The 25,985-nt window shown below is 71.3% G+C and carries 27 protein-coding genes; 11 read left to right on the top strand and 16 right to left on the bottom strand.

Annotation, left to right across the window (positions count from 1 at the left end; genetic code table 11):
• Nucleotides 1–6: 6 nt before the first annotated feature.
• The 4 genes from hemA (at nt 7) to CRP50_RS01950 (ending at nt 3,323) form a co-directional block, all read left to right on the top strand.
• Complete coding sequence (hemA, locus tag CRP50_RS01965; RefSeq protein WP_097277288.1) at nt 7–1,230, top strand: 5-aminolevulinate synthase; 1,224 nt, start codon at nt 7–9, stop codon at nt 1,228–1,230.
• 103 nt (nt 1,231–1,333) lie between these two features.
• Complete coding sequence (locus tag CRP50_RS01960) at nt 1,334–2,383, top strand: GAF domain-containing protein (RefSeq protein WP_097277287.1); 1,050 nt, start codon at nt 1,334–1,336, stop codon at nt 2,381–2,383.
• 105 nt (nt 2,384–2,488) lie between these two features.
• Nucleotides 2,489–3,034: a hypothetical protein gene (locus CRP50_RS01955; RefSeq protein WP_097277286.1), complete on the top strand. Its 546-nt coding sequence runs from the start codon at nt 2,489–2,491 to the stop codon at nt 3,032–3,034.
• Nucleotides 3,035–3,122: 88 nt separating this feature from the next.
• Nucleotides 3,123–3,323, top strand: a complete 201-nt coding sequence (locus CRP50_RS01950; protein ID WP_097277285.1) for a hypothetical protein — start codon at nt 3,123–3,125, stop codon at nt 3,321–3,323.
• A 3-nt stretch (nt 3,324–3,326) separates the two neighbouring features.
• On the opposite strand, the gene CRP50_RS01945 is transcribed toward CRP50_RS01950, so the two are convergent.
• Both CRP50_RS01945 and CRP50_RS01940 read right to left on the bottom strand, forming a co-directional pair.
• Entirely contained in the window at nt 3,327–4,058 is a 732-nt protein-coding gene (locus tag CRP50_RS01945; protein ID WP_097277284.1) for an SDR family oxidoreductase, read from the bottom strand.
• Between the two features lie 86 nt (nt 4,059–4,144).
• Nucleotides 4,145–4,885, bottom strand: a complete 741-nt coding sequence (locus CRP50_RS01940; RefSeq protein ID WP_097277283.1) for an SDR family NAD(P)-dependent oxidoreductase — start codon at nt 4,883–4,885, stop codon at nt 4,145–4,147.
• A gap of 59 nt (nt 4,886–4,944) precedes the next feature.
• On the opposite strand from CRP50_RS01940, the gene CRP50_RS01935 reads away from it, so the two are divergent.
• Nucleotides 4,945–5,556, top strand: coding sequence for an SOS response-associated peptidase (locus CRP50_RS01935; RefSeq protein WP_097277282.1), 612 nt, complete (start codon nt 4,945–4,947; stop codon nt 5,554–5,556).
• 4 nt (nt 5,557–5,560) lie between these two features.
• On the opposite strand, the gene CRP50_RS01930 is transcribed toward CRP50_RS01935, so the two are convergent.
• The 5 genes from CRP50_RS01930 to CRP50_RS01910 form a co-directional block, all read right to left on the bottom strand.
• Nucleotides 5,561–6,250, bottom strand: coding sequence for a LysE family translocator (locus CRP50_RS01930; protein WP_097277281.1), 690 nt, complete (start codon nt 6,248–6,250; stop codon nt 5,561–5,563).
• A 37-nt stretch (nt 6,251–6,287) separates the two neighbouring features.
• Nucleotides 6,288–7,151, bottom strand: coding sequence for a universal stress protein (locus tag CRP50_RS01925; RefSeq protein ID WP_097277280.1), 864 nt, complete (start codon nt 7,149–7,151; stop codon nt 6,288–6,290).
• 93 nt (nt 7,152–7,244) lie between these two features.
• Nucleotides 7,245–8,783 carry an AAA family ATPase gene (locus CRP50_RS01920; protein ID WP_097277279.1) on the bottom strand — a complete coding sequence of 513 codons (1,539 nt, stop codon included), beginning with the start codon at nt 8,781–8,783 and terminating at the stop codon, nt 7,245–7,247.
• A gap of 97 nt (nt 8,784–8,880) precedes the next feature.
• Nucleotides 8,881–10,140, bottom strand: a complete 1,260-nt coding sequence (locus CRP50_RS01915; RefSeq protein ID WP_097277278.1) for a ferritin-like domain-containing protein — start codon at nt 10,138–10,140, stop codon at nt 8,881–8,883.
• A gap of 102 nt (nt 10,141–10,242) precedes the next feature.
• Nucleotides 10,243–10,878, bottom strand: a complete 636-nt coding sequence (locus CRP50_RS01910) for a TetR/AcrR family transcriptional regulator (RefSeq protein ID WP_097277277.1) — start codon at nt 10,876–10,878, stop codon at nt 10,243–10,245.
• 109 nt (nt 10,879–10,987) lie between these two features.
• Here CRP50_RS01910 and CRP50_RS01905 point away from each other — a divergent pair, with 109 nt between their 5' ends.
• Nucleotides 10,988–12,514: a 4-hydroxyphenylacetate 3-hydroxylase family protein gene (locus tag CRP50_RS01905; RefSeq protein WP_097277276.1), complete on the top strand. Its 1,527-nt coding sequence runs from the start codon at nt 10,988–10,990 to the stop codon at nt 12,512–12,514.
• A gap of 138 nt (nt 12,515–12,652) precedes the next feature.
• Entirely contained in the window at nt 12,653–13,696 is a 1,044-nt protein-coding gene (gene nirK, locus CRP50_RS01900) for a copper-containing nitrite reductase (RefSeq protein ID WP_097277275.1), read from the top strand.
• A gap of 61 nt (nt 13,697–13,757) precedes the next feature.
• On the opposite strand, the gene CRP50_RS01895 is transcribed toward nirK, so the two are convergent.
• Complete coding sequence (locus CRP50_RS01895; RefSeq protein WP_097277274.1) at nt 13,758–13,988, bottom strand: hypothetical protein; 231 nt, start codon at nt 13,986–13,988, stop codon at nt 13,758–13,760.
• A gap of 368 nt (nt 13,989–14,356) precedes the next feature.
• On the opposite strand from CRP50_RS01895, the gene CRP50_RS01890 reads away from it, so the two are divergent.
• On the top strand, nt 14,357–16,582 hold the full coding sequence (locus tag CRP50_RS01890) for an esterase-like activity of phytase family protein (RefSeq protein ID WP_097277273.1): 2,226 nt from the start codon (nt 14,357–14,359) through the stop codon (nt 16,580–16,582).
• A gap of 194 nt (nt 16,583–16,776) precedes the next feature.
• On the opposite strand, the gene CRP50_RS01885 is transcribed toward CRP50_RS01890, so the two are convergent.
• The 5 genes from CRP50_RS01885 to CRP50_RS01865 all read right to left on the bottom strand — a co-directional run bounded on the left by CRP50_RS01885 (nt 16,777) and on the right by CRP50_RS01865 (nt 20,754).
• Complete coding sequence (locus CRP50_RS01885; RefSeq protein ID WP_097277272.1) at nt 16,777–17,016, bottom strand: alanine-zipper protein; 240 nt, start codon at nt 17,014–17,016, stop codon at nt 16,777–16,779.
• A 104-nt stretch (nt 17,017–17,120) separates the two neighbouring features.
• On the bottom strand, nt 17,121–17,831 hold the full coding sequence (locus CRP50_RS01880; protein WP_097277271.1) for an HdaA/DnaA family protein: 711 nt from the start codon (nt 17,829–17,831) through the stop codon (nt 17,121–17,123).
• Nucleotides 17,828–18,940 carry an AI-2E family transporter gene (locus CRP50_RS01875; protein WP_097277270.1) on the bottom strand — a complete coding sequence of 371 codons (1,113 nt, stop codon included), beginning with the start codon at nt 18,938–18,940 and terminating at the stop codon, nt 17,828–17,830. The genes CRP50_RS01880 and CRP50_RS01875 overlap by 4 nt, the downstream gene beginning before the upstream one ends.
• A 44-nt stretch (nt 18,941–18,984) precedes the next feature.
• Complete coding sequence (locus CRP50_RS01870; protein WP_097277269.1) at nt 18,985–19,533, bottom strand: CDP-alcohol phosphatidyltransferase family protein; 549 nt, start codon at nt 19,531–19,533, stop codon at nt 18,985–18,987.
• Nucleotides 19,534–19,563: 30 nt separating this feature from the next.
• Nucleotides 19,564–20,754 (bottom strand): DUF2066 domain-containing protein, encoded by a 1,191-nt coding sequence (locus CRP50_RS01865; protein WP_176524983.1) that lies wholly within the window; start codon nt 20,752–20,754, stop codon nt 19,564–19,566.
• A 103-nt stretch (nt 20,755–20,857) separates the two neighbouring features.
• Here CRP50_RS01865 and purM point away from each other — a divergent pair, with 103 nt between their 5' ends.
• Both purM and purN read left to right on the top strand, forming a co-directional pair.
• Complete coding sequence (gene purM, locus CRP50_RS01860; protein WP_217991968.1) at nt 20,858–21,916, top strand: phosphoribosylformylglycinamidine cyclo-ligase; 1,059 nt, start codon at nt 20,858–20,860, stop codon at nt 21,914–21,916.
• Nucleotides 21,913–22,566, top strand: a complete 654-nt coding sequence (gene purN, locus CRP50_RS01855; RefSeq protein ID WP_097277267.1) for a phosphoribosylglycinamide formyltransferase — start codon at nt 21,913–21,915, stop codon at nt 22,564–22,566. The genes purM and purN overlap by 4 nt, the downstream gene beginning before the upstream one ends.
• Nucleotides 22,567–22,642: 76 nt before the next feature.
• Here purN and CRP50_RS01850 read toward each other — a convergent pair whose 3' ends face one another.
• Complete coding sequence (locus CRP50_RS01850; protein WP_097277266.1) at nt 22,643–23,956, bottom strand: PDZ domain-containing protein; 1,314 nt, start codon at nt 23,954–23,956, stop codon at nt 22,643–22,645.
• Nucleotides 23,957–24,017: 61 nt separating this feature from the next.
• On the bottom strand, nt 24,018–24,434 hold the full coding sequence (locus CRP50_RS01845; RefSeq protein ID WP_097277265.1) for a nuclear transport factor 2 family protein: 417 nt from the start codon (nt 24,432–24,434) through the stop codon (nt 24,018–24,020).
• Nucleotides 24,435–24,536: 102 nt separating this feature from the next.
• On the opposite strand from CRP50_RS01845, the gene CRP50_RS01840 reads away from it, so the two are divergent.
• Complete coding sequence (locus CRP50_RS01840) at nt 24,537–25,244, top strand: alpha/beta hydrolase (protein ID WP_097277264.1); 708 nt, start codon at nt 24,537–24,539, stop codon at nt 25,242–25,244.
• Between the two features lie 16 nt (nt 25,245–25,260).
• On the opposite strand, the gene CRP50_RS01835 is transcribed toward CRP50_RS01840, so the two are convergent.
• Nucleotides 25,261–25,917 (bottom strand): glutathione S-transferase family protein, encoded by a 657-nt coding sequence (locus tag CRP50_RS01835; RefSeq protein WP_097277263.1) that lies wholly within the window; start codon nt 25,915–25,917, stop codon nt 25,261–25,263.
• Between the last annotated feature and the right edge of the window lie 68 nt (nt 25,918–25,985).

Below are 25,985 nucleotides of genomic sequence, written 5' to 3'. Positions count from 1 at the left end.
CTGCCGATGGATTACGAAGCCTACTTCGCCGAGCGCCTGGACGCGCTCAAGCGCGAGGGCAACTATCGCGTCTTCGCCGACCTGGAGCGCAAGGTGGGAGCCTTCCCGCGGGCCGCCAACCACGCCGACGGGGAAGTGCGCGACATCACCATCTGGTGCAGCAACGACTACCTCGGCATGGGCATGCACCCCGAGGTGCGCGGCGCCATGTGCGACGCCATCAACGCCTCGGGCGCCGGCGCCGGCGGCACCCGCAACATCAGCGGCACCACCCACTACCACGTGCTGCTGGAGGACGAGCTGGCCTCGTGGCACGGCAAGGAGGCGGCGCTCACCTTCACCTCGGGCTACGTCGCCAACCTCACGACCCTGATGACGCTCGGCGCCCAGATCCCCGACGTGGTGCTGTTCTCCGACGAGCTGAACCACAACTCCATGATCGAAGGCATCCGCCACTCGCGGGCCGCCAAGAAGATCTGGAAGCACAACGACGTCGAACACCTGGCGAAGCTGCTGGCGGAATACCCGAAGGACCACCCCAAGGTGGTCATCTTCGAAAGCGTCTATTCCATGGACGGCGACATCGCGCCGCTCGACGAGATCGTCTCCTGCGCCGAAGAATACGGTGCCATGACCTTCCTGGATGAAGTGCACGCCGTCGGCATGTACGGCACCCGCGGCTCGGGCGTCGCCGAGCGCGACGGCGTGGCGCACCGCATCGACATCATCCAGGGCACCATGGGCAAGGCCATCGGCGTGGTCGGCGGCTATATCGCCGGATCGGCGCGCATGGTCGACTTCGTGCGCAGCTTCGGCGCCGGCTTCATCTTCACCACCTCCCTGCCGCCGGCCGTCGCCGCCGGGGCGCGGGCGAGCGTGCGCTGGCTGAAGGAGCACGACGAGGTGCGCGTCCGCCACCAGGAGCGCGCCGCCACCGCCAAGCGCCGCCTGCTGGAACGCGGCATCCCCGTCATGCCGTCGGTCAGCCACATCGTGCCGGTGCTGGTGGGTGACGCGACGCTGTGCAAGCAGGCGAGCGACCTCCTGCTGACGCGCCACGCCATCTACGTCCAGCCCATCAACTACCCGACCGTGCCCAAGGGGACGGAGCGCCTGCGCATCACCCCGACGCCGCTGCACGACGACGCCGCCATGGACCATCTGGTGGAGGCCCTGTGCGACGTCTGGCAGACGCTCGGCATCCAGCGGGTGCAACAGGCGGCCGAATAAGCGATAGTGGGGAGTATCGGGAGTATCGTGGCCGCGGAGCCCTACCTCCGCGGCCATGGTGTTTTATGCTTTCGCTTGAGAACGACTGGAAACAGGAGGAGACATGGCCGCTGCTCCGCCGCCGTCGGACGAAGCCCTGCGTCTGCTCGTCCTGCAGGAATGCGACATCCTCGACACGCCCCCGGACCCGGTGTTCGACGCCGCCGCCGCGCTCGCCGCGCGCCTGTGCGGCACGCCCATCGCCCTGGTGAGCCTGGTCGACGCCGACCGCCAGTGGTTCAAGGCCCGCCACGGCCTCGCCGAGCCGCAGACGCCGCGGGACCATGCCTTCTGCGCCCACGCCATCCTCGCCGCCGAACCCTTCGAGGTGTGCGACGCCGCCGGCGATCCGCGGTTCATGGACAACCCGCTGGTGACCGGGGCGCCCTTCATCCGCTTCTACGCCGGCTTCCCCATCACCGCCGCCGGCGGCCAGCCGCTCGGCACCGTCTGCGCCATCGACCAGGTGCCGCGCAAGCTCGACGAGGCCCAGCGCCAGGGCATGCGCCATCTGGCCGACATGATCACCGCCCTGATGGAGGAGCGCCGCGCCGCCGCCCTCGCCCGCCGCGCCGCCGACGCGACGGCCGAGCACCTGCGGCGCCTCGCCCTGACGGACAGCGTGACGGGCGCCTTCAACCGCCGCGGCTTCCTCGACCAGGCGACGTGGTGCGGTGCCGCCGGCGGCGCCCTGCTGCTGGTGGAGGTCGACGCCCTCGCCGCCATCCGCGAAGAACTGGGCCTCGCCGCCGCCGAAGCGGTGGTGAAGAGCGTCACCGGCCTCGCCCAACGCATCGCCGGACCGCAGGACGTGGTGGGCCGGCTGACCGCCTCCACCCTCGCCCTCTTCCTGCCGGGCAGCACGGCGGCCGACGGTCGGGCGCTGGCCGAACGCCTGCGCCTGCTGGTGGCGGCGGCGCCGGTGGATGCCGCCGGCCAGTCCTTCTGCCCCACCGTCACCTGCGGCGTCGCGCCCGTGCAGGGGCCGCGCGGGGTGGAGACCTCGCTGGTGGCCGCCGACACGGCGCTGGTGGAAGCCCGCGCCCAGGGCGGCGATCAGGTGGTCATCTGCACCCGCGCCGCACCGCCGGTGCATCGCCAATCGCTGGCATGATCCGATTGCATTCCTCCAGCGTACTTGTGGGGAATTGCCAAGCGGGCGGAAAAGCCCATATACTTGCAAACGATTCGCAGCACGCCCGTCCATGGAGACGCCCCGATGTTCGCCGACAAGACACTGACGCCCCGTGAAGCGGTGCGCCTCTGCGCACTCGGCACCATCGTGGGCAAGCCCATGCGCTACAGCGAGCTGGCGTCGAGCGTGCGCCACTTCATCAGCCGCCTGACCGGGCCGAGCGTCGACCTGCTCGGCACCTCCATCGAGCTGCTGCGCTACGAGGGCCTGATCGAGGCCGTCGGCGGCGAGGGCATGGAGGACGACGCGCTGCTGGTCGTCACCGACGCCGGCCGCAAGGAATTCCGTAACCTCATGGTGGCCCCGCTGCGGGCGGCCAGCGACCTGTCCAAGCTCATCACCGCGCTGAAGTTCCGCTTCCTGCACCTGCTGGACCGCGAGGACCGGGAAGCCCAGGTGGAACTGCTCATCGACACCTCGGAGACGGGGCTCAACCGCCTGCTCGACCTGCGCGACAGCATGTCCGACGAGGGCGGCTATCTGGTGGACTGGCTGGACGACGAAGTCGGCCGCGCCGAAGCCCGCCTCAACTGGCTGCACCAGCTGAAGCAGCGCGTGCAGGCCGGCTGACGCCGACGACGGCATCGACCATTCACGAAGGCGGCCTCGACGGGCCGCCTTCGCCGTTTCCGGGGGTCGCCTTGGCATCGTATCGTCGGTGACCGCCGCATCGGAGGAGGCGCGCGCCGAGGTCTATACCCGCGACGGCAGCCAGTGGCGCTACGAGACGGTGGCGGGCCTGGACGCGACGGTGCGGCTGCCCGCCATCGGTGCCGCCCTGCCGCTGGCCGCGGTCTACGAGGACGCCCCGCCCACCCCCGAGGACCCGGAGGCGGAGGTCGAGGCGCATCCGTCCTGACGTCTACCGTCCGCCGGCGATGTCGATGAGGGCGCCGGTGGTGTAGGAGGCGCCGTCGCCGAGCAGCCAGACGATGGCGTCGGCCACTTCCTCCGCCGTGCCGGCGCGGCCGAGCGGGGTGGTGGCGCCGAGGCGCTGGGCGCGGTCGGGCTGGCCGCCGCTGGCGTGGATCTCGGTCTCGATGAAGCCCGGCCGCACGGCGTTCACCCGCACGCCCGCCGGCCCCAGTTCGCGGGCGAGGCCGCGCGTCAGGGTGTCGACGGCGCCCTTGGAGCCGGCGTAGTCGACGTATTCGTTGGCCGCCCCCAGCACCGCCGCCACCGATGAGACGAAGACGATGGAGCCGCCTGCCGTCAGCCGCCGCGCCGCCTCCCGCGCACACAGGTAGGCGCCGAGGACGTTGACGTCGAACATGCGGCGCAGGCGGGCGAGGTCCATGTCGGCGAGGCGGCTGGCGGGGGCGACGATGCCGGCGTTGACCACCACGCCCGTGAGCGGCCCGAGCGCCGCCTCCGCCCCGTCGAACAGGGCCAGCACGTCGGCCTCCACCGCCACGTCGCCGCGCAGGGCGATCGCCCGGCCGCCGGCCGCTTCCACCGCCGCGACGGTCTCCTCGGCGGCCGCCGCATTGCCGGCATAGCCGACGGCGACCGACCAGCCCCGGCGCGCGGCCAGCACCGCCGTCGCCCGCCCGATGCCGCGGCTGCCGCCGGTGACGAGGACGACCTTGCTCATGCGATACCTCCTGCGTGCGGTCCTACGCCCCAGGCGAGCATTGAGCGAGCGGCCAAGGGCGCGCCAGCGCCCGCCCGGCGAGGGCCCTAATACAGATGCTGCCCGCCGGTGACGAAGATTTCCGTGCCGGTGACGTAGTTGAACTCGTCGGTGCACAGGCGGAACACGGCCGCGGCCACGTCTTCCGGCTTGCCCATGCGGTCGAGCGGGATGCGGGGGATCAGCGCCTCGTAGTCCGGGCTGATCATTTCCGTCTGGATCTCGCCCGGCGCCACGGCGTTGACGCGGATGCCGAGCTGCGCCATCTCGGCGGCCATCTCGCGCGTCAGGCCCGACAGGGCGGCCTTGGACGTGGAATAAGCCGAGCCCGCGAAGGGGTGCACGTAGTGCCCGGCGATGGAGGTGATGTTGACGATGGCGCCCTTGGACCGCGCCAGATCGCCGGCGAAGCCGCGGGCGAGGCGCAGGGGGGCGAACAGGTTCAGCTCGAAGACGTCGCGCCACCCGTCGATGGAGCCGTTGAGGATGCCGAGGCGCTCCTTGAACGGCGTCTTCGGCGACACGCCGGCGTTGTTCACGAGGGCGTGCAGCGGCGCACCGTCCAGGATGCCCTTCACCTCGCGCAGGAAGCCGTCCACCGCCTCGCGCCCTGTCAGGTCGAGCTGGAAGTGGTGGGCCCAGTTGGCGGCGCGCGACAGCTCTTCCGGCAGCGGGCCGCGGGCGCAGGTGATGACCCGCCACCCTTCCTGCATGAAGCGGAGCGCGGTGGTCTGGCCGATGCCCCGGCTGGTGCCGGAGATGACGACGGTCTTCTGGTCGGTGCTCATGGCCTTGAGATAAGCTGATCCGTGCGCCCGCCGCAACACTGGAAAGACGAGCAGACGCAATGTGTTCGCGTTACGCGCTGAACTGCGCGCCCATCGACCTGATGTCCCGCTTCGATCTGACGGCGGCGCCGCGCGCGCCGCTGCCGATCCCCGAGATCCGCCCGACCGACGCCGCGCCGGTGAAGGGCCGCAAGGACTTCCTGCTGCGCAAGCGGTTCGGCATCCCCTCGCCGCGCGACGGCAAGCCGCTCATCAACGCCCGCTCGGAAACCCTGACCGAGAAGCCCACCTTCCGCCGTCTGCTGACCAACCGCGTGCTGGTGCCGGCGACGGCCTATTTCGAGTGGCGCAAGGACGGCAAGTTGCGCCACCGCAACACCATCGCCCCAGGCCAGGGCGACCCGGAGCCGTCGGGCGAGGTGGCGCTGTTCGCCTTCGCGGCGCTGACCGACGGCGAGTTCTTCACCATCATCACCTGCGCCCCGGCCGCGTCCATCGCCGCCGTGCACGACCGCATGCCGGTGGTCCTGCCGCGCGAGGCGGAAGAGGCCTGGCTGTCCGATCTGCCGTTCGATGCGGTGGCCGACCTGCTGCGCCCCTACGAGGGCGCCATCACGGCGGTGGAGGACGCCCCAGCCCCGCCTCCGCGCGGCGATCTGTTCGGCGACTGACGCCTCACGCCGCCGCCGGCTTACCCGCGCCGCCGCCCACGAGCAGCAGGCGCAGGGCGAGGGCGATGAAGATGACGCCCGACACCTTGCCGAGCACCGCCCCGGCCCGCGGAAAGCGCCGCAGCAGGCGCGTCATGCCGCCGCCGGCCGCCGCCACGGGCAGCAGGGTGACGAAGCTCGACACCAGGAAGACGGCGCCGAGGAACAGGATCTGCGCGACGACGGGCGCGGCTTCCGGCCGGTGATCGACGAACTGCGGCAGGAAGGCGAGGAAGAACAGCCCGACCTTGGGGTTGAGGATGCAGGTGACGAAGCCGTCGCGCACCACCGGCAGCGCCCCGCGCCGCCCACGTCCGGCCGCCTCGGCGGTATCGGCCATGGCGGCGCCGAGGGGCGACGGCCCGGTCAGCGCCTTCCACCCGAGCCAAAGCAGATAGAGCCCGCCGCCGATGCGCACCGCATCCAGCGCCCACGGCAGCGCCGCCAGCAGGGCCGTCAGCCCGAGCACCGCCAGCGCCACGTGCCCGCCGGCGCCGAGAACGATGCCGCCCGCCGCCGCCAGGCCGCCGCGGAACCCGCCGCGCAGCCCGTTGGCGAGCACGTAGATCATGTCCGGCCCCGGCGTCAGGTTGAGCGCCAGGGTGGCGGCCAGGAACAGCGCCAGCGTCTGCGGCGCGACGGGAAGCAGGTCCATGGTCCCTCGCCGATGATCGGGCCGGGTGGGTGCCGCCTCAGTGCGACAGCAGCACGGGCAGTTTCGCGTGCTCCAGCACATGGCGGGTCACGCCGCCGATGATGAGCTGGCGCAGGCGCGAGTGGGTATAGGCGCCCATGACCAGCAGGTCCGCCCCGACGTCGCCCGCCGCCTTCAGGACGGCGGCACCGGCATTGCCCTCGCTGGACACATGGCGGGTCTGGCAGGTGACGCGGTGCCACGCCAGGTGGGTCACCAGATCCTCGGCACTGGCGCCGCTGTCGGAATCGCCGACCACCAGCAGCACGACGGTCTTGGCGCGCACCAGCAGCGACATGGCGCCAGTGACGGCGCGCGCCGCTTCGGCGCTGCCGTTCCAGGCGATGGCGATGGTCTCGCCGATGACCGTCGGCACCGCCGGCGCGGCCACCAGGACCGGCCGTCCGCTTTCCATCAGCGCCGTGTGCAGGGTGACCATGGCCGAAGGCTCGGTCTCCTCGCTGCCGCGGCCGAGCACGATGAGGTCGGCGACACGGCCTTGCGTCGCCACCACCTCGTCCTCCGCGCCCGTCTCCAGGCGGAAGCGGGCCGACATCTCGCCCAGGCCCGGCGGCTCCACGGCCACCGGCACGCCGGCGCGGCCGCAGGAATTGTCGAACAGGGCACGGCAGGCCTCGGCGCGCTGCTTTCCTTCGCGCTCGGCCACCTGCATCATCTCGTCGACCATGGCGCCCGACATGGCTTCGCCCACCAGCGGCACCGCCTGGGCGGGATCGGGGCGGACGTGCAGCACCTCGACATGGCACTGCAGGGTGCGGCCGACGACGAAGGCCGTCTCCATGGGCACGCGGCCGGTTTCGGCGTCACCGACGACGGCGAGAATGTTCCTGATACCGGGCATGACGCGTCCCTCCTTCACTCCGGACCACAGGTGCAAGCACCTGTATTTCCTGAAGTATGCGCCTTTGTGCCGACAGGGAAAAGGGCCGTTCCGTCACGCCCGGCAGGTACGCCTTGCGGCGGAGAGGGTTGCCTCCTTCGGTCCGCCGGAGTCGATGCGGGTCCACTCCATGGGACCCAGGTCGTAGGACAGCTGGGCGTCGAGCACCCGCGGCGTCGCGTCGGACACGTTGTTGCGCCGCCCGGTGATGCGCTTGGCGGCCACGGCGCGCGGCGCCTCCAGCCACAGGCCGTCGAAGGGCACGCCGGCCGCCTCCGCCACCGCCCGGATCTGCGCCCGTTCCTCGGGCCGCGCGAAGACGGCGTCGGCGACCACCGCCTGCCCGGCCGCCAGCGCCCGCGCCGCCCGGTCCATGAGTTCGGCGTAGGTGCGGGTCGACATCTCGGGCGTATAGGCTTCCGGCGGCAGGCGATCGAGCAGCGGGATGCCGGCCAGCTGCTTGCGGATGACGTCGGTGCGCAGGGTCAGCGCCCCCGGACAGCGGCCGAGGAACGGAGCCAGTTCGCGCGACAGCCGGCTCTTGCCCGACCCCGACAGGCCGCCCACCGCCACCAGCCGCGGCGGTTCCGGCGTCAGGTAGCCGAGCGCCCGGTCGAAGAGGCGGCGGGCGTCGCCGCGCATGGCCTCCTGCGCCGCCGCGTCGGGCTGGTGGGCGGCGGCCGCCGCCGCGACGTGGGCGCGGATGGTCGCGCGCATGGCGAGGAACAGCGGCAAGAGCGCCAGCCCCTCCAGTTCCGGCCGGTGTTCGGCGTAGGCGTTGAGCACCAGGTCGGCTTGCCGGCGGAAGCCGCGGTCGTCCAGGTCCATGAGCAGGAACGCCAGGTCGTAGAGGGTGTCGATGACGGCGAAGGCGTCGTTGAACTCGATGGCGTCGAACAGGATCGGCCGGCCGTCGGCGAGCGCGATGTTGCGCAGGTGCAGGTCGCCGTGGCAGCGCCGCACGCAGCCGGCGTCGCGGCGGGCGTCGAGCAGCCCGGCCAGCGCCTCAGCCTGGGCGAGGCTGCGGTCCGTCAGGTCCTCCACCGCCGCCGGGTCGAACACGGCGGGCGCGTTGGCGAGCAGGCTGGCGCGGTTGCCGTGGATGGTGGCGACGATGGCCGCCGCACCGCCGAAGCCGGTGTCGGGCGCGCCGGTGTCGTGGTAGGCGGCGATCACCTCGGCCAGCGCCGTCATGGTGCGGCGGTCGAGCCGCCCGGCTTCGGCCAGCCGGTCGAACAGGGTGTCCTGGTCGAAGCGGCGCATCTCGACCACATAGTCGACCGCCGCTCCGGCGCCGCCGAGCGCGAGGCGGCCGTCGGGCCCGCGGGTCACCGGCACGACGCTGCGGTAGATGCCCGGCGCGCCGCGGTCGTTGATGCGCACCTCGGCCTCGCAGGCGGCCTTGCGGGCGGCCAGCGGCGCGAAGTCGAGGAACGGCAGCGTCACCGCCTTCTTCAGCTTCAGCACCCGGTCGCCGGCCAGGAAGACGGTGGAGATGTGCGTATCGACCCTCTCCGGCCGCGCCCCGCCGTGGGTGGCGGGATCCGCCAGCAGGGCGACGACTTCGGCCTGATCCTGAAGCGCTTGCGACACGGCACACCTCCGACGGAATGGGATGCGGCGGAGGGTAGCGCGGATGGCGCGGCCGGGGAAGCCGCGGGAGGAACGGCACCCCCGGCCGGCCCCCGCCTCACCGCACCACGGTCTGGCCGGTGCGCTCCTCGTAGGCCAGGCGGCCCTCGGCGCCGTTCTGCCGCAGCGACGGGGCCGGGTGCGGGCCTTCCGTTTCCAGGCGGTATTCGCCGCCCTTGGCCTTCTTCTGGGTGATGACGTCCTCGCTCGGCACGCCGCCCGCGTTCACCGTCTTCTGGTAGGCGAAGAAGCGGTGGTCGGCCGGCAGGTCGCCGATGGGTACGAAGTCGCTGCCGTCGGCGGTCAGGTCCACTTGCCGGGCGATGACGTCGCGCACGTAGTTCTTGTTGCTCTCGAAGGTCAGCAGCGAGTCGAGGCTCTTCGGCATCAGGTCGGCGGGGTCGCGGCCTTCCACCTTCTTCATCAGCTCGCGGGCGATGCGCAGGTGCTCGATCTCCATGGCGAGGTGCGTCTCGTAGGCCTTCTTCAGGCGCGGGTCGGGCTCCGTCTCCATGAAGGAGTGGTAGATCCAGCACTCGTTGAACTCGTGCAGCACGAGGTTCATGAGCCAGCCGGCGTTGGGGTCGAGGATCGACTCGTAGTGGCTGACGTGCTGTTCCTCGATCTCGGCGATTTCCAGGTAGAGGCCGCGGGCGATGGGCTCCAGCGGGCGGTTGCCGATGGTCATGTAGAAGTTCATGGTCTGCTGCTCGGCCGCCATGACCGTCAGGCCGTTGAGCAGCGACTGCGGGCTGGCCGCCTTCACCGTCATGGGACGGCGGATCTCGTCGGCCGGGTCGCGGTGCTCGAAGATGGTGGGGCGGCCGGGCATGATCTCGGTCAGGTCGCCGACCAGCCAGTCCGCCTTGCTGCCCTCCAGCATCTCGTAGAGGTTGGCGTAGCGGTAGAGGTGGTCGAAGTCCTCCAGCAGGCCGAACTCGTAAACCTGCTTCAGGTACGGGTCGGGCTCGTGGCGGGCGACCCAGGCGGTGAGGTCGACGGCCACCTGCTCGTAGCCGATGGTGACTTCGAGCGTGCTCTCGTTGCCGGGGATGATCCAGTTGTTGGCCTTCTGCTGCTGCGCCTCGATGCGGCGCACCTGGGCGAGCAGCTTCTTTACGTCGGGATCGGCCGTGTTGCGCGCCATCTGGTGGGAGAACATCACCGCCTCCACCTCGATGCCGTTGACCACGATGGCGCGGCAGCGGCTGTAGGGGTGGATGTCGCGCTTGTCGTAGGGCGTGACGTTCAGCTCCGACCAGTTGCGCAGCTGGCGTTCGAGGGGCAGGCCTTTTTCTTCGAAAGGATTGAAGCTCATCCGGCGTCTCCGTTGGGGAGGTCTGGGGCTGGCCGGAAAGCAACGGGAAGGACACCCGCGGGTTCGCGCCTTAACACTTCCGCCGGTGCATCCTCCGGACGATCAGATGGCGATTTTCACCGTCGAGGCGACACCGCGCACATGGTCTTCCATGAGCCGCCGCGCGTCGCAGCCGAACAGGCGGATGCGGCGGGTGTGCAGCAGCAGGAGCAGCCCGACGGCGTGGCCGAACACCCCCGCCATGGCCGCCCGCGCCGCCTCGTCGTCCGCCCCGAGGGCCCGGGCCGCCTCGCCGATGGGTACCAGCGTCGCCTCCAGGCGGCGGTTGAGGTCGCGGTTCATGTCCGGCGCCAGCCCGCGCGGCTGCATGCCGCCGCGGAACAGGTAGAACCCGAGGTCGAGGTCGCGCGGGTTCTCGGCGTAGAAGTCGAAGAAGGCGAGGCCCGCCGCCACCAGCCGCGCCGCCGCATCGCCCCCGGCCGCCGCCACCGCGCCCTCCACCGCCGCCGCCAGCCGGTCCAGGCTGTCCTGCAGCAGGGCGCCGTAGACCGCCTCCTTGCTGTCGAAGTGGAAATAGAGGGCGCCCGGCGCATAGCCGGCCTCGCGGGCGATGGCGCGCATGCTCGCCCCCTCCAGCCCCTCGCGCTCGAACACCCGGCGGGCGGCGTCGAGGATGAGGCCGCGCTTGTGGTCGGCGACGGCCTGCTGGCGCTGGCTGCGGGCGGCGGAGTCTGACATGCGGAGGGCCTCGGGTGGGCGGATTGACGGGACGCGGCAGCGGATGCTAGCGTCGATCCAAGAATTGAACGCCGTTCAAAAATAACATCGCCCGTAGGGAGGCTCAACCATGCTGATGTCCGCCGCCGACTACCGCGAGTCGCTCCGCCGCTACCGCCCGCGCGTCTTCCTCGACGGCCGGGCGGTGGAGAGCGTCGCCGACGAGCCGCTGCTGGCGCCCGGCATCAATGCCGTCGGCGTCACCTACGACTTCGCGCGGCGGCCCGAACACGCGACGCTCATGACGGCGCGGCAGGGGACTTCGGGCAAGACCGTCAACCGCATGCTGCACATCGACGAGACCTCGACCGACCTGCTCTACAAGCTGGAGGCGGTGCGGCTGGTGTGTCAGGAATCGGGCTGTGCCCAGCGCTACCTCAGCCACGACGCCCTCAACGCCCTGTTCCAGGCGACCAAGCGCGCCGACGACGCCCACGGCACCGAGTATCACGACCGCTTCCTCGCCTACCTGCACGACGTGCAGGACCGCGACCTCACCCTCGGCGTGGCGATGACCGACGCCAAGGGCGACCGCTCCCAGCGCCCCGGCGCCCAGGCCAACCCCGACGTCTACGTCCACATCACCGAGCGGCGGGCCGACGGCATCGTCATCCGCGGCACCAAGGCCATCGTCACCGGCGCGCCCTACATGCACGAATTCCTCGTCATGCCCTGCCGCACCATGACGGCCGAGGACGCCGCCTTCGCGGTCTGCTGCGCCGTGCCGGTGGATGCCGAGGGCGTGACCATCGTCACCCGCCGCGCCGGCCGCCCCGGCGAGGCCGCCGCCAAGTTCTCGGCCAAGTACGGGCAGGCGACGGGCGTGGTGATGTTCGACGACGTGTTCGTGCCGTGGGACCGGGTGTTCCTGGCCGGCGAGCACGAGGAAGGCGGCGTCCTCACCACCTCCTACGCCACCCACCACCGCCATTCCTGCATCGGCGCGCGGGCCGGCTTCGGCGACCTGCTCATCGGCGCCGGCGTGCTGATGATCGAGTCCAACGGGCTCGACCCCGACCGCCACGGACACATCCGCGACGCCATGGTCGACCTCATCAAGATCGTGGAAGGGTTCTATGCCTGCGGCGTCGCCGCCTCGGTCTACGGCATGAAGGACCCGGCGGGCTCGATCATGCCCGACACGGTCTTCGCCAACGTCGGCAAGCTGCTACTGGCGACGCAGATCTACGACATGCACAAGCTGGCGCATTACGTTTCCGGCGGGCTGATCGTCGCCCTGCCCGGCCCCGACGAGGACCACAACCCCATGACGGAGGCTTCGCTCGCCGCCGTGCTGGCGGGCCGCGCCGACATCCCCGCCGACAAGCGGCTGGAGGTGGCGCGCTTCATGGAAGACCTCACCGCCTCCGGCCAGGCCGGGTGGTACAGCCTCATCTCGCTGCACGGCGGCGGCTCGCCGGAAGCCATGAAGCGGGAGATCTGGCGCAACTACCCGCTGACCGACCGCCGGCAGCTGGTGGAACGGCTGCTCGATCGCGGCGTGCTGGCGGACGAGAGCGGCGAGCGCGTCTCCAGCCAGCCCGGCCGCTGCTGCGTCACCGGCTGTCAGGTGCCGGAGCCGGCCGGCTCCGCCTGAGCATTCTCGCGGGGCAGGGTTGCGCGGATGGCATGGGTCCATCCGCGCGGCCTTGACCGAAGTAAAGGACCTGGAAAGCCCCACGGCCTACTGTAAGCCCATCAAGGACGCTGCAACGAAAGCCACGGGGACTGTACCATGAAAACCGCCATCATCGCCGCTGCTGCGGCTGCCGTTACTGCCCTCTCCTTCTCCACCACGACCTTTGCCGCGACGGATACTTCCGTACCGCAAGCCGAGGCCGGCGTCGCCAATGTGATCCGTAGCGCCACCGACCTGCCCGGCCCGCTCGCCAAGCGCGGCCCCGAGCACGTGAAGGTCAGCTTCGACACCGTCGAGGTCACCGGCGCGCTGGCCGACGGCACCACCTACCGCTACTGGACCTTCGACGGCAAGGTGCCCGGCCCGTTCGTCCGGGTGCGCGAGGGCGACACGGTGGAGATCGAACTCACCAACGACGACGACAGCGTCATGGCGCACAACATCGACCTGCACGCGGTCACCGGCCCGCACGGCGGCGGCAGCGCCACCATGGCCCTGCCCGGCGAAACCCGCAGCTTCACCTTCAAGGCCCTGAAGCCGGGCCTCTACGTCTACCACTGCGCCACGCCCATGGTGGCCCAGCACATCGCCAACGGCATGTACGGCATGATCCTGGTGGAGCCGGAAGGCGGCCTGCCGGCGGTCGACCGCGAGTTCTACGTCATGCAGGGCGAGATCTACACGGAAGAAGCCCACGGCACCAAGGGCGAGCTGACCGAGAGCATCGACAAGCTGCTCGACGAACAGCCGGAATACTACGTCTTCAACGGCGCGGCCGACGCGCTGACGGGCGACAACGCGCTCAAGGCCAGGACCGACGAGACCATCCGCGTGTACTTCGGCGTCGGCGGCCCCAACAAGACCTCGTCCTTCCACGTCATCGGCGAGATCTTCGACAAGGTCTACAACTTGGCCTCGCTGACCGGCGCGCCGCTCACCGACGTGCAGACCATCACCGTCCCGCCCGGCGGCGCCGCGGTGGTCGAGTTCAAGGCGGAAGTCCCCGGCCCCTACGTCCTGGTCGACCACGCCCTGTCGCGGGCCGATCGCGGCCTGAAAGGCATCCTGCAGGTGGAAGGCCCGGAACGGCCGGACCTCTTCCACGTCGCGCCGGACGAAACCAAGGCCGCCCACAACTGACGGGCCGCAGCAGCAGGAACCGACGAAGGGCCGCCCCGCGGGGGGCGGCCCTTTCCGTCGTTCAGCCGACCGGCGCCTCGATGAGCGGCAGCATGGCGTCCACGGCGCGGGTGATGACGGAATGGCGCGTGCGCTCGTCCAGTTCGGGCAGGAACTCGCCGGCGAAGGCCCCGGCGGCGGCGCGCGCCTCGACCACGTTGCGCGGCGCATAGCGCATCACTTCCATGGTGACGGTGCCGGCCAGACGGTCGACGTCGGCGACCGACAGAAGGGGCGTGGAGGGAAGGGTCATCTCTGTGCTCCAAAAACCTGCATCTCGTGCGCGCATCGGATGCGCCACACCCACCCGCCCCGACGCGGCCGCCGGTCCCACACGGTGGCCAAGTCGTTGTTTTAGGCGGATCATGCCCATGAGAAGCAATACCCACCTTCCGCTGGAAAGGAAAGCTCTCTTGTTGATTAGTCCTGGTACGCTACGAAGGTCGACGGGCCCCTGCGACCGTCGCGAAAGCGTCGCCAAAACATCATCAAACGGTCACTCCATAAACCGGGCGCTTCAGTAGGCTTCCACGCGCAGCGGTTCAGCGGCGGCGCGCCTTTACACGCGCCCGGTCCGGCGGCCGCGGCGATTCCTTTGTCGTCTGCATGGAGCCAGACCCGATGACCCCAGTCCGCGGCCTCCTGATCGCCCCGCTCGCGATCGGCGTGGTGGCCGGCAGCGCCATGTCCGCGCATGCCGCCGAGCAGTACTTCAGCCGCATCGCGACCATGCCGGTCTACCAGTCGCTGCCCAAGGGCGCCGACCCGGCCACCGAGACGGTCGCCGAGATCATCACCGCCACCAAGGACGGCATGCAGCTGGTCCACACCGACAGCCCGGGCGAGGCGCTGGTGTTCATCGACATCGCCGACCCGGCGCAGCCCCGCCCGCTCGGCCGTGCCGCCCTCGGCGGTGAGCCGACGTCGGTGACCGTGGTGGGCAAGGTGGCGCTGGCCGGCGTCAACACCAGCAAGAGCTTCACCCAGCCGTCGGGCCACGTCGCGGTGATCGACGTCGCGACCCGCAAGGTGCTCGCCCGCTGTGACGTCGGCGGCCAGCCCGACTCCGTCGCCGCCAGCCCCGACGGCCGCTTCCTCGCCGTCGCCGTCGAGAACGAGCGCGACGAAGAGCTGAACGACGGCGCCCTGCCCCAGGCCCCCGCCGGCCACCTGAGCATCCTCGACCTCGGCGCCGACGGCATGCCGACGAACTGCGCCACGGCCCGCACCGTCGCCATGACCGGCCTCGCCGCCGTGGCGCCGGAAGACCCCGAGCCCGAGTTCGTGTCGGTCAACGGCAAGAACGTCGCCGTGGTCACCCTGCAGGAAAACAACCACATTGCCCTGGTCGACCTGGCTTCCGGCACCGTCACCGGCCACTTCTCCGCCGGCGCCGTCAGCCTGGACGCCGTGCCGACGGCCAAGAAGAAGCTGGTCGACGCGACCGGCAGCCTGAAGGACGTGCCGCGCGAACCCGACGCGGTCGCCTGGATCGACGACTTCCGCTTCGTCACCGCCAACGAGGGCGACTGGAAGGGCGGCTCGCGCGGCTTCACCGTGTGGAATGCCAAGGGCGACGTGCTGTTCGACAGCGGCTCCGCCATGGAGCATATGGGGCTCGCCCACGGCCACTATCCGGCCAAGCGCGCGGCCAAGAAGGGCACCGAGCCGGAAGGCGTCGCCTTCGGCGTCTACGGCGGTGCGCCGCTGGTCTTCGTCAACTCCGAGCGCGGCAACTTCGTCGCCGTCTACAAGGACGGCGGCGCCGTGAAGGGCCCGCAGTTCGTGCAGATCCTGCCGACCGGCGTGGCGCCGGAAGGCCTGTTCGCCATTCCGCAGCGCGACCTGTTCGTGGTGGCGGCGGAAGCCGACAGCGCCGAGGACGGCGTGCGCGCCAACGTCGGCATCTACAAGCGCGGCCCGGCGGCCATGCCCGCCTACCCGACGCTGGTGTCGGTCACCGACGCCAAGACCGGCGCGCCCATCGGCTGGGGTGCCCAGTCGGGCCTCGCTGCCGATCCGACCGACCCGGCGCGGCTCTACTCGGTGAGCGACAGCTTCTACGACAGCGCCCGCATCTTCACCATCGACACCTCGGGCATGCCCGCCCGCATCACCGCCGCCGTCGACCTGACCGGCGGCACGCAGGAGAAGTACGACCTGGAAGGCATCGCGCTGAACGGCCGCGGCGGCTTCTGGGCGGTCAGCGAGGGCAACCCGGAGAAGGGCCTCGCCAACCTGCTGCTGTGGGTGAACGCCGACGGCAGCATCGAAAAGGAGATCGCGCTGCCCAAGGCCGTCGCCGATGCCGCCTCGCGCTTCGGCTTCGAGGGTGTCGCCGAGTTCAAGGACGAGGGCGTCACCAAGGTGATCGTCGCCGTCCAGCGCGAATGGAAGGACGACCCCAAGGGCCTGGTGAAGCTGGCCATCTACACCCCGGCCAAGGACAGCTGGAGCTTCGTGCACTACCCGCTCGAGAAGGCCGCCACGGGTTGGGTCGGCCTGTCGGAGATCACCAGCCTCGGCGGCAAGGACTTCGCCATCGTGGAGCGTGACAACCAGGGCGGCCCCAATGCCGCGCTGAAGGCCGTCTACCGCGTCTCGCTGGACGGCGTCACGCCGGCCGCGGCGGGCGAGGCCCTGCCGGTGGTGAAGAAGACCCGCATGCTCGACCTGCTGCCCTCCATGCAGGCGAGCAACGGCTGGACCCCGGACAAGGTGGAAGGCTTCGCGGTCACCGCCGACGGCCAGATGATCGCCGTCACCGACAACGACGGCGTCGACGACTCGACGGGCGAAACGCAGTTCCTGCGCCTCGGCCCGGTGGGCGGTACGGCGACCAACTGACCCACCGAACGCCTGTTCGTGTGTCATCGCGGGGGCGGCATCTTCGGGTGCCGCCCTTTCGAGTCGCGGGCTGCGGCGGGCATGAAAAAACCGCCTGACGGCGGCGCGTCGGCGGCGGCACGGATCGGCTGAAGACCGAAACGGCGGCGACGGAGATATTGCTCCGCCGCCGCCGGTCCGGGTACCGGCGATGATTACTTGCGCATCATCTGCTGGTAGATGCGCTCCGCCTTGGCGGCGGCGGCTTCGGCACGCTGGGCAGCGGCTTCGGCGCGCTGAGCGGCGGCCTGGGCCTGCTGCGCAGCGGACTGGGCCGTCTGACCGGCCTGCACGGCCGAGTTCATGGTCGCGCGATCAGCGTCGGTCATGGGCTGAGCGCAGGCCGCCAGACCGAGAATCATCGGAACGGCGAACAGCAGGCGAGTGGTCTTCATATCAATAAACCTCCCAATGTCACGCGTGAGACGGGGCACCGCCCGTCAAACGCGCATGTTTGGCTAGAAGTTCTCGCACCGCAAGGGGGTCAGGCGGATATACCTCACGGTGTTGCGGAATTGCCACGATCTGTCGCATCCAGGACACGTCGAATCAACGGAACGGTAATATCCCGTCGCTCCGCGAGGCTGAGAGCGTCCGCCGCGGCTACTGTTTCACGCGCGGCGGCGAACGAACGTTCCATGTGTCGCAACAAAAAGGCCACCACTTCTGGTGCGACTCGCAGCTGACGGTCGAAAAACAGCTTCAGCAGCACCGCTTCCATCAGCAGGTCGTCGGGCGGCGCGATGGCGACGGTCTGCGCCGTCGACAGGCGCGAGCGCAGGTCGGGCAGCGTGCCCTTCCACCGCGCCGGGGGCGTCTCGCCGGTGAGCAGCAGGTGGGCGCCGCGCTCCTTCACCAGGTTCCACAGGTGGAACAGGCCCTCCTCCACCGCCGCGTCGGGCATCAGGCGGTCGGCTTCCTCCACCACCACGGCACGGTGGTGGGCGAGCAGGTAGGGGACGTCCTCGCCCGGCAGTTCGGCGGCGGTCAGGATGGCCGCCCCGCTCTGGGCGGCGAAGACGTGCACCAGATGGGTCTTGCCGCAGCCACGCGGCCCGTGCAGGGCCAGCGCGTGCCCCGGCCAGTCGGGCCAGCGGTCGAGCCAGGCCACCGCCTCCTCGTTCGCCGGGGTGACCAGGAAGTCCTCCCGCGACAGGGCCGGCCGATGTGGCAGGGCGAGGGGAAGCTGCTTGCCGGGATCGCCGCTCATGGCGCCGGCGGGGTGTCGGGCGAGGCGGCGGGGGCGGCCGTGCCGCCGCGCGCGCCCTGGCCGGTATACAGCGGGCTGCGCAGGTACTGGCCGAGGAAGAACCGCACCAGCACGCCGATCACCGCCGCCACCGGCACGCCGAGCAGCAGGCCGACGAAGCCGAACAGGGCACCGCCCGCCAGCAGGGCGAAGATCACCCACACCGGATGCAGGCCGATGCGGTCGCCGACCAGCTTGGGCGTCAGGAAGTTGCCCTCCACCATCTGGCCGGCCACGAACACGCCGGCGACCAGGGCGACCGGCAGGTAGCCGTCGAACTGCGCGAGCGCGAGGCCGATGCCGACCACGAAGCCGGTGATGGTGCCGAGGTAGGGAATGAAGCTGAGGATGCCGGCGCCGAGGCCCACCAGCAGGCCGAGGTCGAGCCCGACCAGCGTCAGGCCGATGGCGTAGAAGGCGCCGAGGGCGAGGCAGACGCTCGCCTGCCCGCGCACGAAACCGGCGAGGATGGAGTCGATCTCGCGGAACCGCTCGCGGATGGTCTCGGCGTGGTCGCGCGGCAGCCAGCCGTCCACCTTGCCGACCATGCGGTCCCAGTCGCGCAACTGGTAGAAGGCGACCACCGGCGTGATGAACAGCAGCGACAGCAGGTTGAGCAGCGCGAAGCCGCCCGTCAGCACGCCCTGCAGCAGCTTGCCGACGAAGGCGAGCGCGTCGCCGGCATAGGACCCGGCGGTTTCGCGGATGTGCGCCACCTGGTCGGGCGGCAGGCGCTCCAGGATGCGCTCCAACACCGGCTCGGCGCCCGCGCGGAGCATTTCGATGTAGCCCGGCAGGCGGACCACGAAGGCGGTGATCTGCGCCTGCAGCAGCGGCACCAGCAGCAGCAGCGCCGCCACCAGCACCAGCACGAAGCCGGCGGTGATGACCACGGTCGCCATGAGGCGCGACAGGCCCCATTTCTCCAGGCGGTCGGCCAGCGGGTCGAGGAAGTAGGCGACGGCCATGCCGGCGACGAAGGGCAGCAGCACCTCGCGCAGGAGCCACAGGCCCACCACGAAGACGGCGAAGCCGATCAGCCAGAAGCGGATCTGGCGGCTGCCTGACATGCGTCCCTTGCCTCCCCCTGGCGCGGCGCCCGGCGCCGCGCGGCTCACTGGTCCTGCCCGTCGGACGCCGCCTTGCGGCCCCAGACCCACAGGTAGGCCGCCCCCGAACCGGCGGTGGTGGCGGCCGTGATCCACGTCAGTACACCAAGCGTCGGGCCGACGTCCATATCCAGCCCCACGACGGACAGCGTCGCCGCCGCCAGCACCACCTGGGCCACGGTATTTGCCTTGGAAATCCACAGCGGCTGCATGTGCAGGTCGCCGTACATGATCTCGTAGAGGATGGCGCCGCCGACGATGAGGGCGTCGCGGAACACCACCAGGATCACCAGCCAGCTCGGCAGGTAGCCGGTGACGCCGAGGGCGACGTAGACGCTGACCAGCAGCGCCTTGTCGGCCAGCGGATCGAGGAAGCCGCCGAGCTTGGTGCGGGCGTCGAGCACCCGCGCCAGCGTGCCGTCCAGCGCGTCGGTCACGCCGGCGATGACGAAGACCCAGAAGGCGGCCGCCAGGTCGTGTTCCAGGATCAGCCACACCGCCACCGGCACCAGCAGCAGCCGGAAGACCGAGAGGATGTTGGGGATGTTGCGCAAGGGCCGTCCCCGCTGCCGCCGCGGCTGCCGTTACTGCACGACGACCGGCGCCGGCGCCGGGGCCGGCGCCACGACCGACGATCCCGCCGCCGGAACCTGGGCGGGAGCGGGAGCGGCGGCGCCCTGGCGCAGCTCGATCTGCCAGATGCCGCCGCCGAGGTCGCTCAGTTCCAGGCCGTACTGCGCCAGCGTCAGCGCCAGCTGGTTGGTGTCGCCGACGTAGCCGAGCAGGATCTGCGCCTGCTGGCGGCTCAGCGCCTGGATGTCGACGCCGCGCACCAGCGGCACCTGCGACAGACGCTCGCGCACGGTCAGCCAGGTGTTCAGGCTGCCGGTCGGCACCAGCACCGTCACCTGCGACGGCGCCTGCGAGGCCGGCACGGCGGCCGCCTGGGCCCGCCAGTCGTCGCGCAGGCGCGCCGTCACCTCGTCGGCGGCGCGGGCCAGGAAGGCTTCCGGCGCCTCGTCGGGGCGGCGCGTGACGGTCACCGCCGCCTGCCCCGGCTCGCCGGCCAGCCGCACGCGCGTCAGGTCGATCTGCAGCGTGTCGGGGTTGACCTGCAGGGCGTGGGCGATGACGCCCTCCGTCATCTCGTAGCGGCCGAGGATGCGGCGCACGGCGTCGGCCCGCTTGGCGGCGGCTTCCTCGGCGGAGATCGCCTGCAGGTCGCCGAGATCGCCGAGCGGCGTCGTCACCGGCACCAGGCCGGCGGCCGGGCGGCGCTGCCACGTCTCGCGCCACGGGTTGGGGTCTTCCCACAGCACCGCCGAACCGCCTGCCTGCGGCTGCCACAGGGGCAGCACGAGCACCGGGGTCAGCGGCGTTTCCGAGAAGGTGATGCCGTTCTGGCGCAGCAGGGCGCGCACGGCGGGCGGGTTGTACATGATGTCGAGGGAGGCGATGTAGCGGACGCTGGAGCGCTTCTCGTCCTTCACCTGCAGCGACAGGACGTAGTTCTGCGCCTCCTGCGCCGACACCTGCGGCAGGCGGCTCTGCTGGTCGGCGGGCGTGAGGTCGCGCAGCACCTGGGCGAGGCCCTTGGCCTGCGCCTCCAGCAGCGCCTGGTCGCGCGCCTTCAGGGCGTTGTCGGCGGTCACGTCCACCGCCACGTCGCGGGCGGTGAACAGCGCCTGCGTCGCGGCCAGCGCGGCGCCGTCCTGGGCGCGCCCCTGGCCCGGCGCCAGCAGGGCCACCAGCGCGAGAAGCGCCGCGACGGCCATTGCAATGGAGCGCCGATGCAGTATCTTGCAGCCCATCGAACCGAGCCGTTCAGTCACACACGCAGACGAGGCCGTCATTACCACTCCCTCTGACAAGACCGGGTTGTCGTACAAGGACGCCGGCGTTGACATTGACGCCGGAAACGCGCTTGTGCAAGCGATCAAGCCGCTCGCCAAGTCGACCACCCGCTCCGGGGCCGATGCCGCGCTGGGCGGTTTCGGCGCCCTCTTCGACCTGAAGGCCGCCGGCTTCCAGGACCCCGTCCTCGTGGCCGCCACCGATGGCGTCGGCACCAAGCTGCGGGTGGCCATCACCGCCGGCCGCCACGGAACCGTCGGCATCGACCTCGTGGCCATGAGCGTCAACGACCTCGTGGTCCAGGGTGCCGAGCCGCTGTTCTTCCTCGACTACTACGCGACGGGTCGCCTGCAGGTTGACGTGGCGCGCGACGTGGTCGCCGGCATCGCCGAAGGCTGCCGTCAGGCCGGCTGCGCCCTCATCGGCGGCGAAACGGCCGAAATGCCGGGCATGTACGAAGACGGCGACTACGACATCGCCGGCTTCGCGGTCGGTGCGGCCGAGCGCGGCCAGCTGCTCGACGGCAGCGGCGTCGCCGCCGGCGACGTGGTCATCGGCCTCGCCGCCTCGGGCATCCACTCCAACGGCTACAGCCTGGTGCGCCGCATCGTCGAGCGCACGGGCCTCGGCTACGACGCCCCCGCGCCCTTCCGCAGCGGCCAGAGCCTGGGCGAAGCCCTGCTGACACCGACGCGCATCTACGTGAAGAGCTGCCTCGCCGCCGTGCGGGCCGGCCACGTGAAGGCGCTGGCGCACATCACCGGCGGCGGCTTCTGGGAGAACATCCCGCGCGTGCTGCCCGACGACGTGGCCGCCGAGCTGGACGCCGACGCCCTACCCCTGCCGCCGGTGTTCCGCTGGCTGGCCGAGGAAGGTGCGGTCTCCGCCCACGAAATGGCGCGCACCTTCAACTGCGGCGTCGGCATGATCGCCGTCGTGCCCGCCGACCGCGCCGAGGCGGCGCTGGCCGTGTTCCAGGAACACGGCGAGGACGCCCGCGTCATCGGCCGCATGATCGCCCGCGACGGCGGCGAGGCGGTGCGCATCCCGGGCCTCGCCGAGGCGTGGAAGCTCTCCGCATGAGCAAGCGGCTGAAGGTGGGCGTGCTCGTCTCCGGGCGCGGCAGCAACCTGCAGGCGCTGCTCGACGCCTGCGGCGATGCGTCGCACCCGGCCGAGATCGTCATGGTCCTGTCCAACGTGCCCGGCGCCTATGCGCTGGAGCGCGCCGCAAAGGCCGGGGTGGCGACCGTCACCCTGGACCACAAGCAGTACGACGGCCGCGAGGCCTTCGAGGCGGCGCTCAACGAGGCGCTGGACGCCGCGGGCGTGGAACTGGTGTGCCTCGCCGGCTTCATGCGCCTGCTGACGGCCGGCTTCGTAGAGCGCTGGCGCGACCGCATGATCAACATCCACCCGAGCCTACTGCCGAGCTTCAAGGGCCTGCACACCCACGAGCGGGCGCTGGCCGCCGGCGTGCGCTTCCACGGCTGCACGGTGCACTACGTGCGCGCCGACATGGACGCCGGGCCGATCATCGTGCAGGCGGCCGTACCGGTGCTGCCGGGCGACGATGCCGACGCGCTCGGCGCCCGGGTGCTGGAAGCGGAACACCGCATCTATCCGCTCGCCCTGCGCCTCGTCGCCGAGGGCAAGGCGCGGGTGGACGGCGAGCGCGTGGTCATCGCCGGCGCCGAAGCGCCCGACCACGCCCTGGTCAACCCGCTGGACTGAGCCGACACATTTCCGCCGTTCCGACACCGCGCCCCGACCAAGGGGGCGCGGTGGTCGGACGAGCCGGCAAACCCATTCACCGCGCCGGTTCGGCGCCCCACTGCAGCGTCGGGGTTCCGTTGGACGCAGCCGTGCCGTAGAGCGGCATGCCGTGGATGCGGAAGCCCTGCGGCCCTTCGATGAGCACCACCGCCTCCGCCGTCCGCACCGCTTCCGCCGCCGTCATGGCGGCGGCCAGCTCGGCGGGCGTCGTCACCGGCACCTGGTTCACCTGCACCACCACGTAGCCCGGCCGCAGGCCGACGGCCGCCGCACGGCTGCCGGGATCGACCGCCGTCACCGCGACGCCGCGGGCGCTCGGCCGGATCTCGTACTGCCGCAGCACGTCCGCCGACAGGGCCGCGACGGTCGCGCCGATGGTCTGCACGTGCCGCGACTCGGGCGGCGGCGGCGGCACCTGGGTGAAGGGCACCTCCGCGTGCAGCGGCGTTCCGTCCAGGCGCGTCCCCTGCACCACCCCGGCCACCCGCTCCGCCGTGTCGGCGGGGGTGCCGGCGACCTTGGCGAGCAGGTCGCCGGGCCGCAGGCCGGCGCGGGCCGCCGGCGTGTCGTGGGCGACGTCCAGCACCAGCAGGCCCTGGCCGAGCAGCGGCTGATACTGCGCCCCCGCCGAAACCAGCGGCGCCGGCAGCGGCGCGCCGTCGGTGCGCACGGCGCGGAAGCCGGCGGTTCCTTCCACCAGCAGCAGCGCGGCCGCCGTCAGCGGGCTTTCCGCCTTGGCGGCGTCGACCAGCGGCGTGCGGTCGGCGGCGACGATCAGGTCGCCCGGCCGCAGGCCCATGCGGGCGCCGGTGCCGTCGGGCTGCACGTCGGTCACCAGCAGACCGGTGGAGCCCCAGCGCACGCCGGCCTCGGTCCGCGCCGTCGGCGTCAGGGAGCGCAGCGTCAGCCCGAAGCGCGGCACCACGGCGGCGGCCTCGCCGGCCATGGACCAGCCGGCCGGCGTGGTGCCGAGGGTGAAGCGCAGCGGCACGGTCTCGCCACGGCGAAGCACGGTGGCATTGACGGTCTGGCCCGGCTTGGTGCCCTGCACCAGCTTCACCACGTGTTCCAGCCCCTGCAGGCCGGCCCCGGCGAACCCGGCGAGCACGTCGCCGCGGCGCACGCCGGCGGCATAGGCCGGCCCCCACGACAGCACGTCGCGCACGAAGACGCCCGGCGGTGCGCCGAGCCCCAGCGCCTTGGCCTCGCCCGGCGCGATGGGCTGCACCTCCGCCCCGACGAAGCCATGCACCGGCGCCGTGTCGGCGGCCTGCGCGGGCGCCGCGGCGAAGCCTGCGGCGACGGCCAGCAGCACCGCGGCGACGCGGCGCGAACGGCCCTTGGTCATGCGTTTCACTCCCCCACACACCGCCGTGCCCTCGGCCCGGGCGCGGCTTCCCCGTATCGATTCAGTTGATGGAACCGGAGCCCCCGGTTTCCTCGGCCTCGGGCATGAACTCCGGCACGTAGGCGAGCGGCCCCGCCTGATGGTGCACCATTTTCCACACCGCGCCCTCGCGCACCAGCACGTTGGTGGCGCACAGGATGTCGCCGTCCACGTCCTCGTGGCAGGTGACGATGGCCATGTCGCCGTGCACCATGACCTGCGGCCCGAGGCAGCGGATCTCCGGCGTCTGCGGATTGGCGAGGATGGCCTGCCAGCTTTCCATCACCTCCTCGCGCGTCGTCAGCGGCTCGGCGCCCGGGTGGATGCAACTGAGCGGCGCCGTCGCCGACCACGCGGTCCGCAGGCTGTCGAAGTCGCGGGTCACGAAGGCGTTGTAGAAAGCCTCGACGGTGAACAGAGCGGCTGTCGTGTCGGACATGCGGGTCCCATATACTGACGCGCAGCCGACGCGAGTGCGGCGGCTTCTGCTCCATCGTCGCCGACTTCGGCTTCGCGAACAACAGACTAAAGAGGGTGTTTCATGCCGAATGCGAGTCTCACCGGTCCGTCCGCCCGTCCCGCCGACGGCGCTCCGCCGCGCCGGCTGGTCGTGCTGCTGCACGGCTACGGTGCCGACGGCAACGACCTGATCGGGCTCGCCCCGGTGCTGGCCCGGACCATGCCGGACGCTGCCTTCCACAGCCCGCACGCGCCCTTCCCCTGCGAGATGGCGCCCTATGGCCGCCAGTGGTTCTCGCTGTCGGCCTACGACCCCGACATGCTGCGCCGCCGGCCGGAGACCATGGGCCCGGTCTACGCCCGCATGATGGAAGGGGCGGCGGCGGCCGCGCCGACGCTCGACGCCTACCTGGAGGGCCTGCTCGAGCACTACGGCCTGAGCGACGACCGGCTGGTGCTGGTCGGCTTCTCGCAGGGCACCATGATGGCGCTGCACGTCGCCCTTCGCCGCGCCGCGCCCTGCGCCGCCGTGGTCGGGTTCTCCGGCGCCCTGCTCGCCGACGAGAGCCTGGCCGGCGCCGTGACCGCCCGCCCGCCGGTGCTGCTGGTGCACGGCCTCGCCGACGAGGTGGTGCCGCCCGAGGCCATGGGCCTGACCGAATCGGCGCTGCGCGGCGTCGGCGTGACCGTGGAAAGCCACGGCCGCCCCGGCCTGCCGCACGGCATCGACGAGGAAGGCATCGCACTCGCCGGTGCCTTCATCGCCCGCAACGCACCGCCGGCGGCCTGAGCGGCGCCGGTTTCCGTCAGTCGATCTCGGCGGCCGGGATGACCCAGGTCTCGGCCGCCGCGTCGGCGTACCACTCCTGCATGGCGGGCAGGTCGAGGATGGCCTGCATGTACTCGGCCGAGACGGCGTCGACCGCGACGCCGTAGGTCTTGAAGCGCGTCACCACCGGCGCGTACATGGCGTCGGCCGCCGTGAAGCCGCCGAACAGGAACGGGCCGCCGGCGCCGAATTCCTCGCGCGTGTCGCGCCAGATCTGCTGCACGCGGGCGATGTCGGCGGCCAGATCGCCCTCCACCGCTACACGGCCCGACAGGTCCTTGCGCAGGTTCATGGACATGCGGGAGCGCAGCGCCCCGAAGCCCGAGTGCATCTCGGCGGCGATGCAGCGCGCCCGCGCCCGCGCCTCCGGCTCCGCCGGCCACAGGCGCAGGGCCGGCTGGCGGTCGGCCAGGTATTCCAGGATGGCGAGGCTGTCCCACACCAGCGTCCCGGCGTCGAGCAGCACCGGCACCTTGCCGGCCGGCGAGACTTCCAGGATGCGCGCCTTGGCGCCGTCCTCGTAGAGCGGGATCACCTCCTCCTCGAAGGCGAGCCCCTTGACCTTGAGGGCCAGCCACGGACGCAGCGACCACGAGGAATAGTTCTTGTTGCCGATGACGAGCTTCAGGGCCATGGCGTGCGCCTTCTCTTCAGTGCGGGACTAGCCGCCAGCATAGCGCAGGCGGCGCCGGCAGCCAGGGC

This window comes from Caenispirillum bisanense (assembly GCF_900230255.1).
GTDB lineage: Bacteria > Pseudomonadota > Alphaproteobacteria > Rhodospirillales > Rhodospirillaceae > Caenispirillum > Caenispirillum bisanense_A.
The sequence above is the reverse complement of the archived record's forward strand: the minus strand, read 5'-3'. Positions and strand labels throughout refer to the sequence as shown.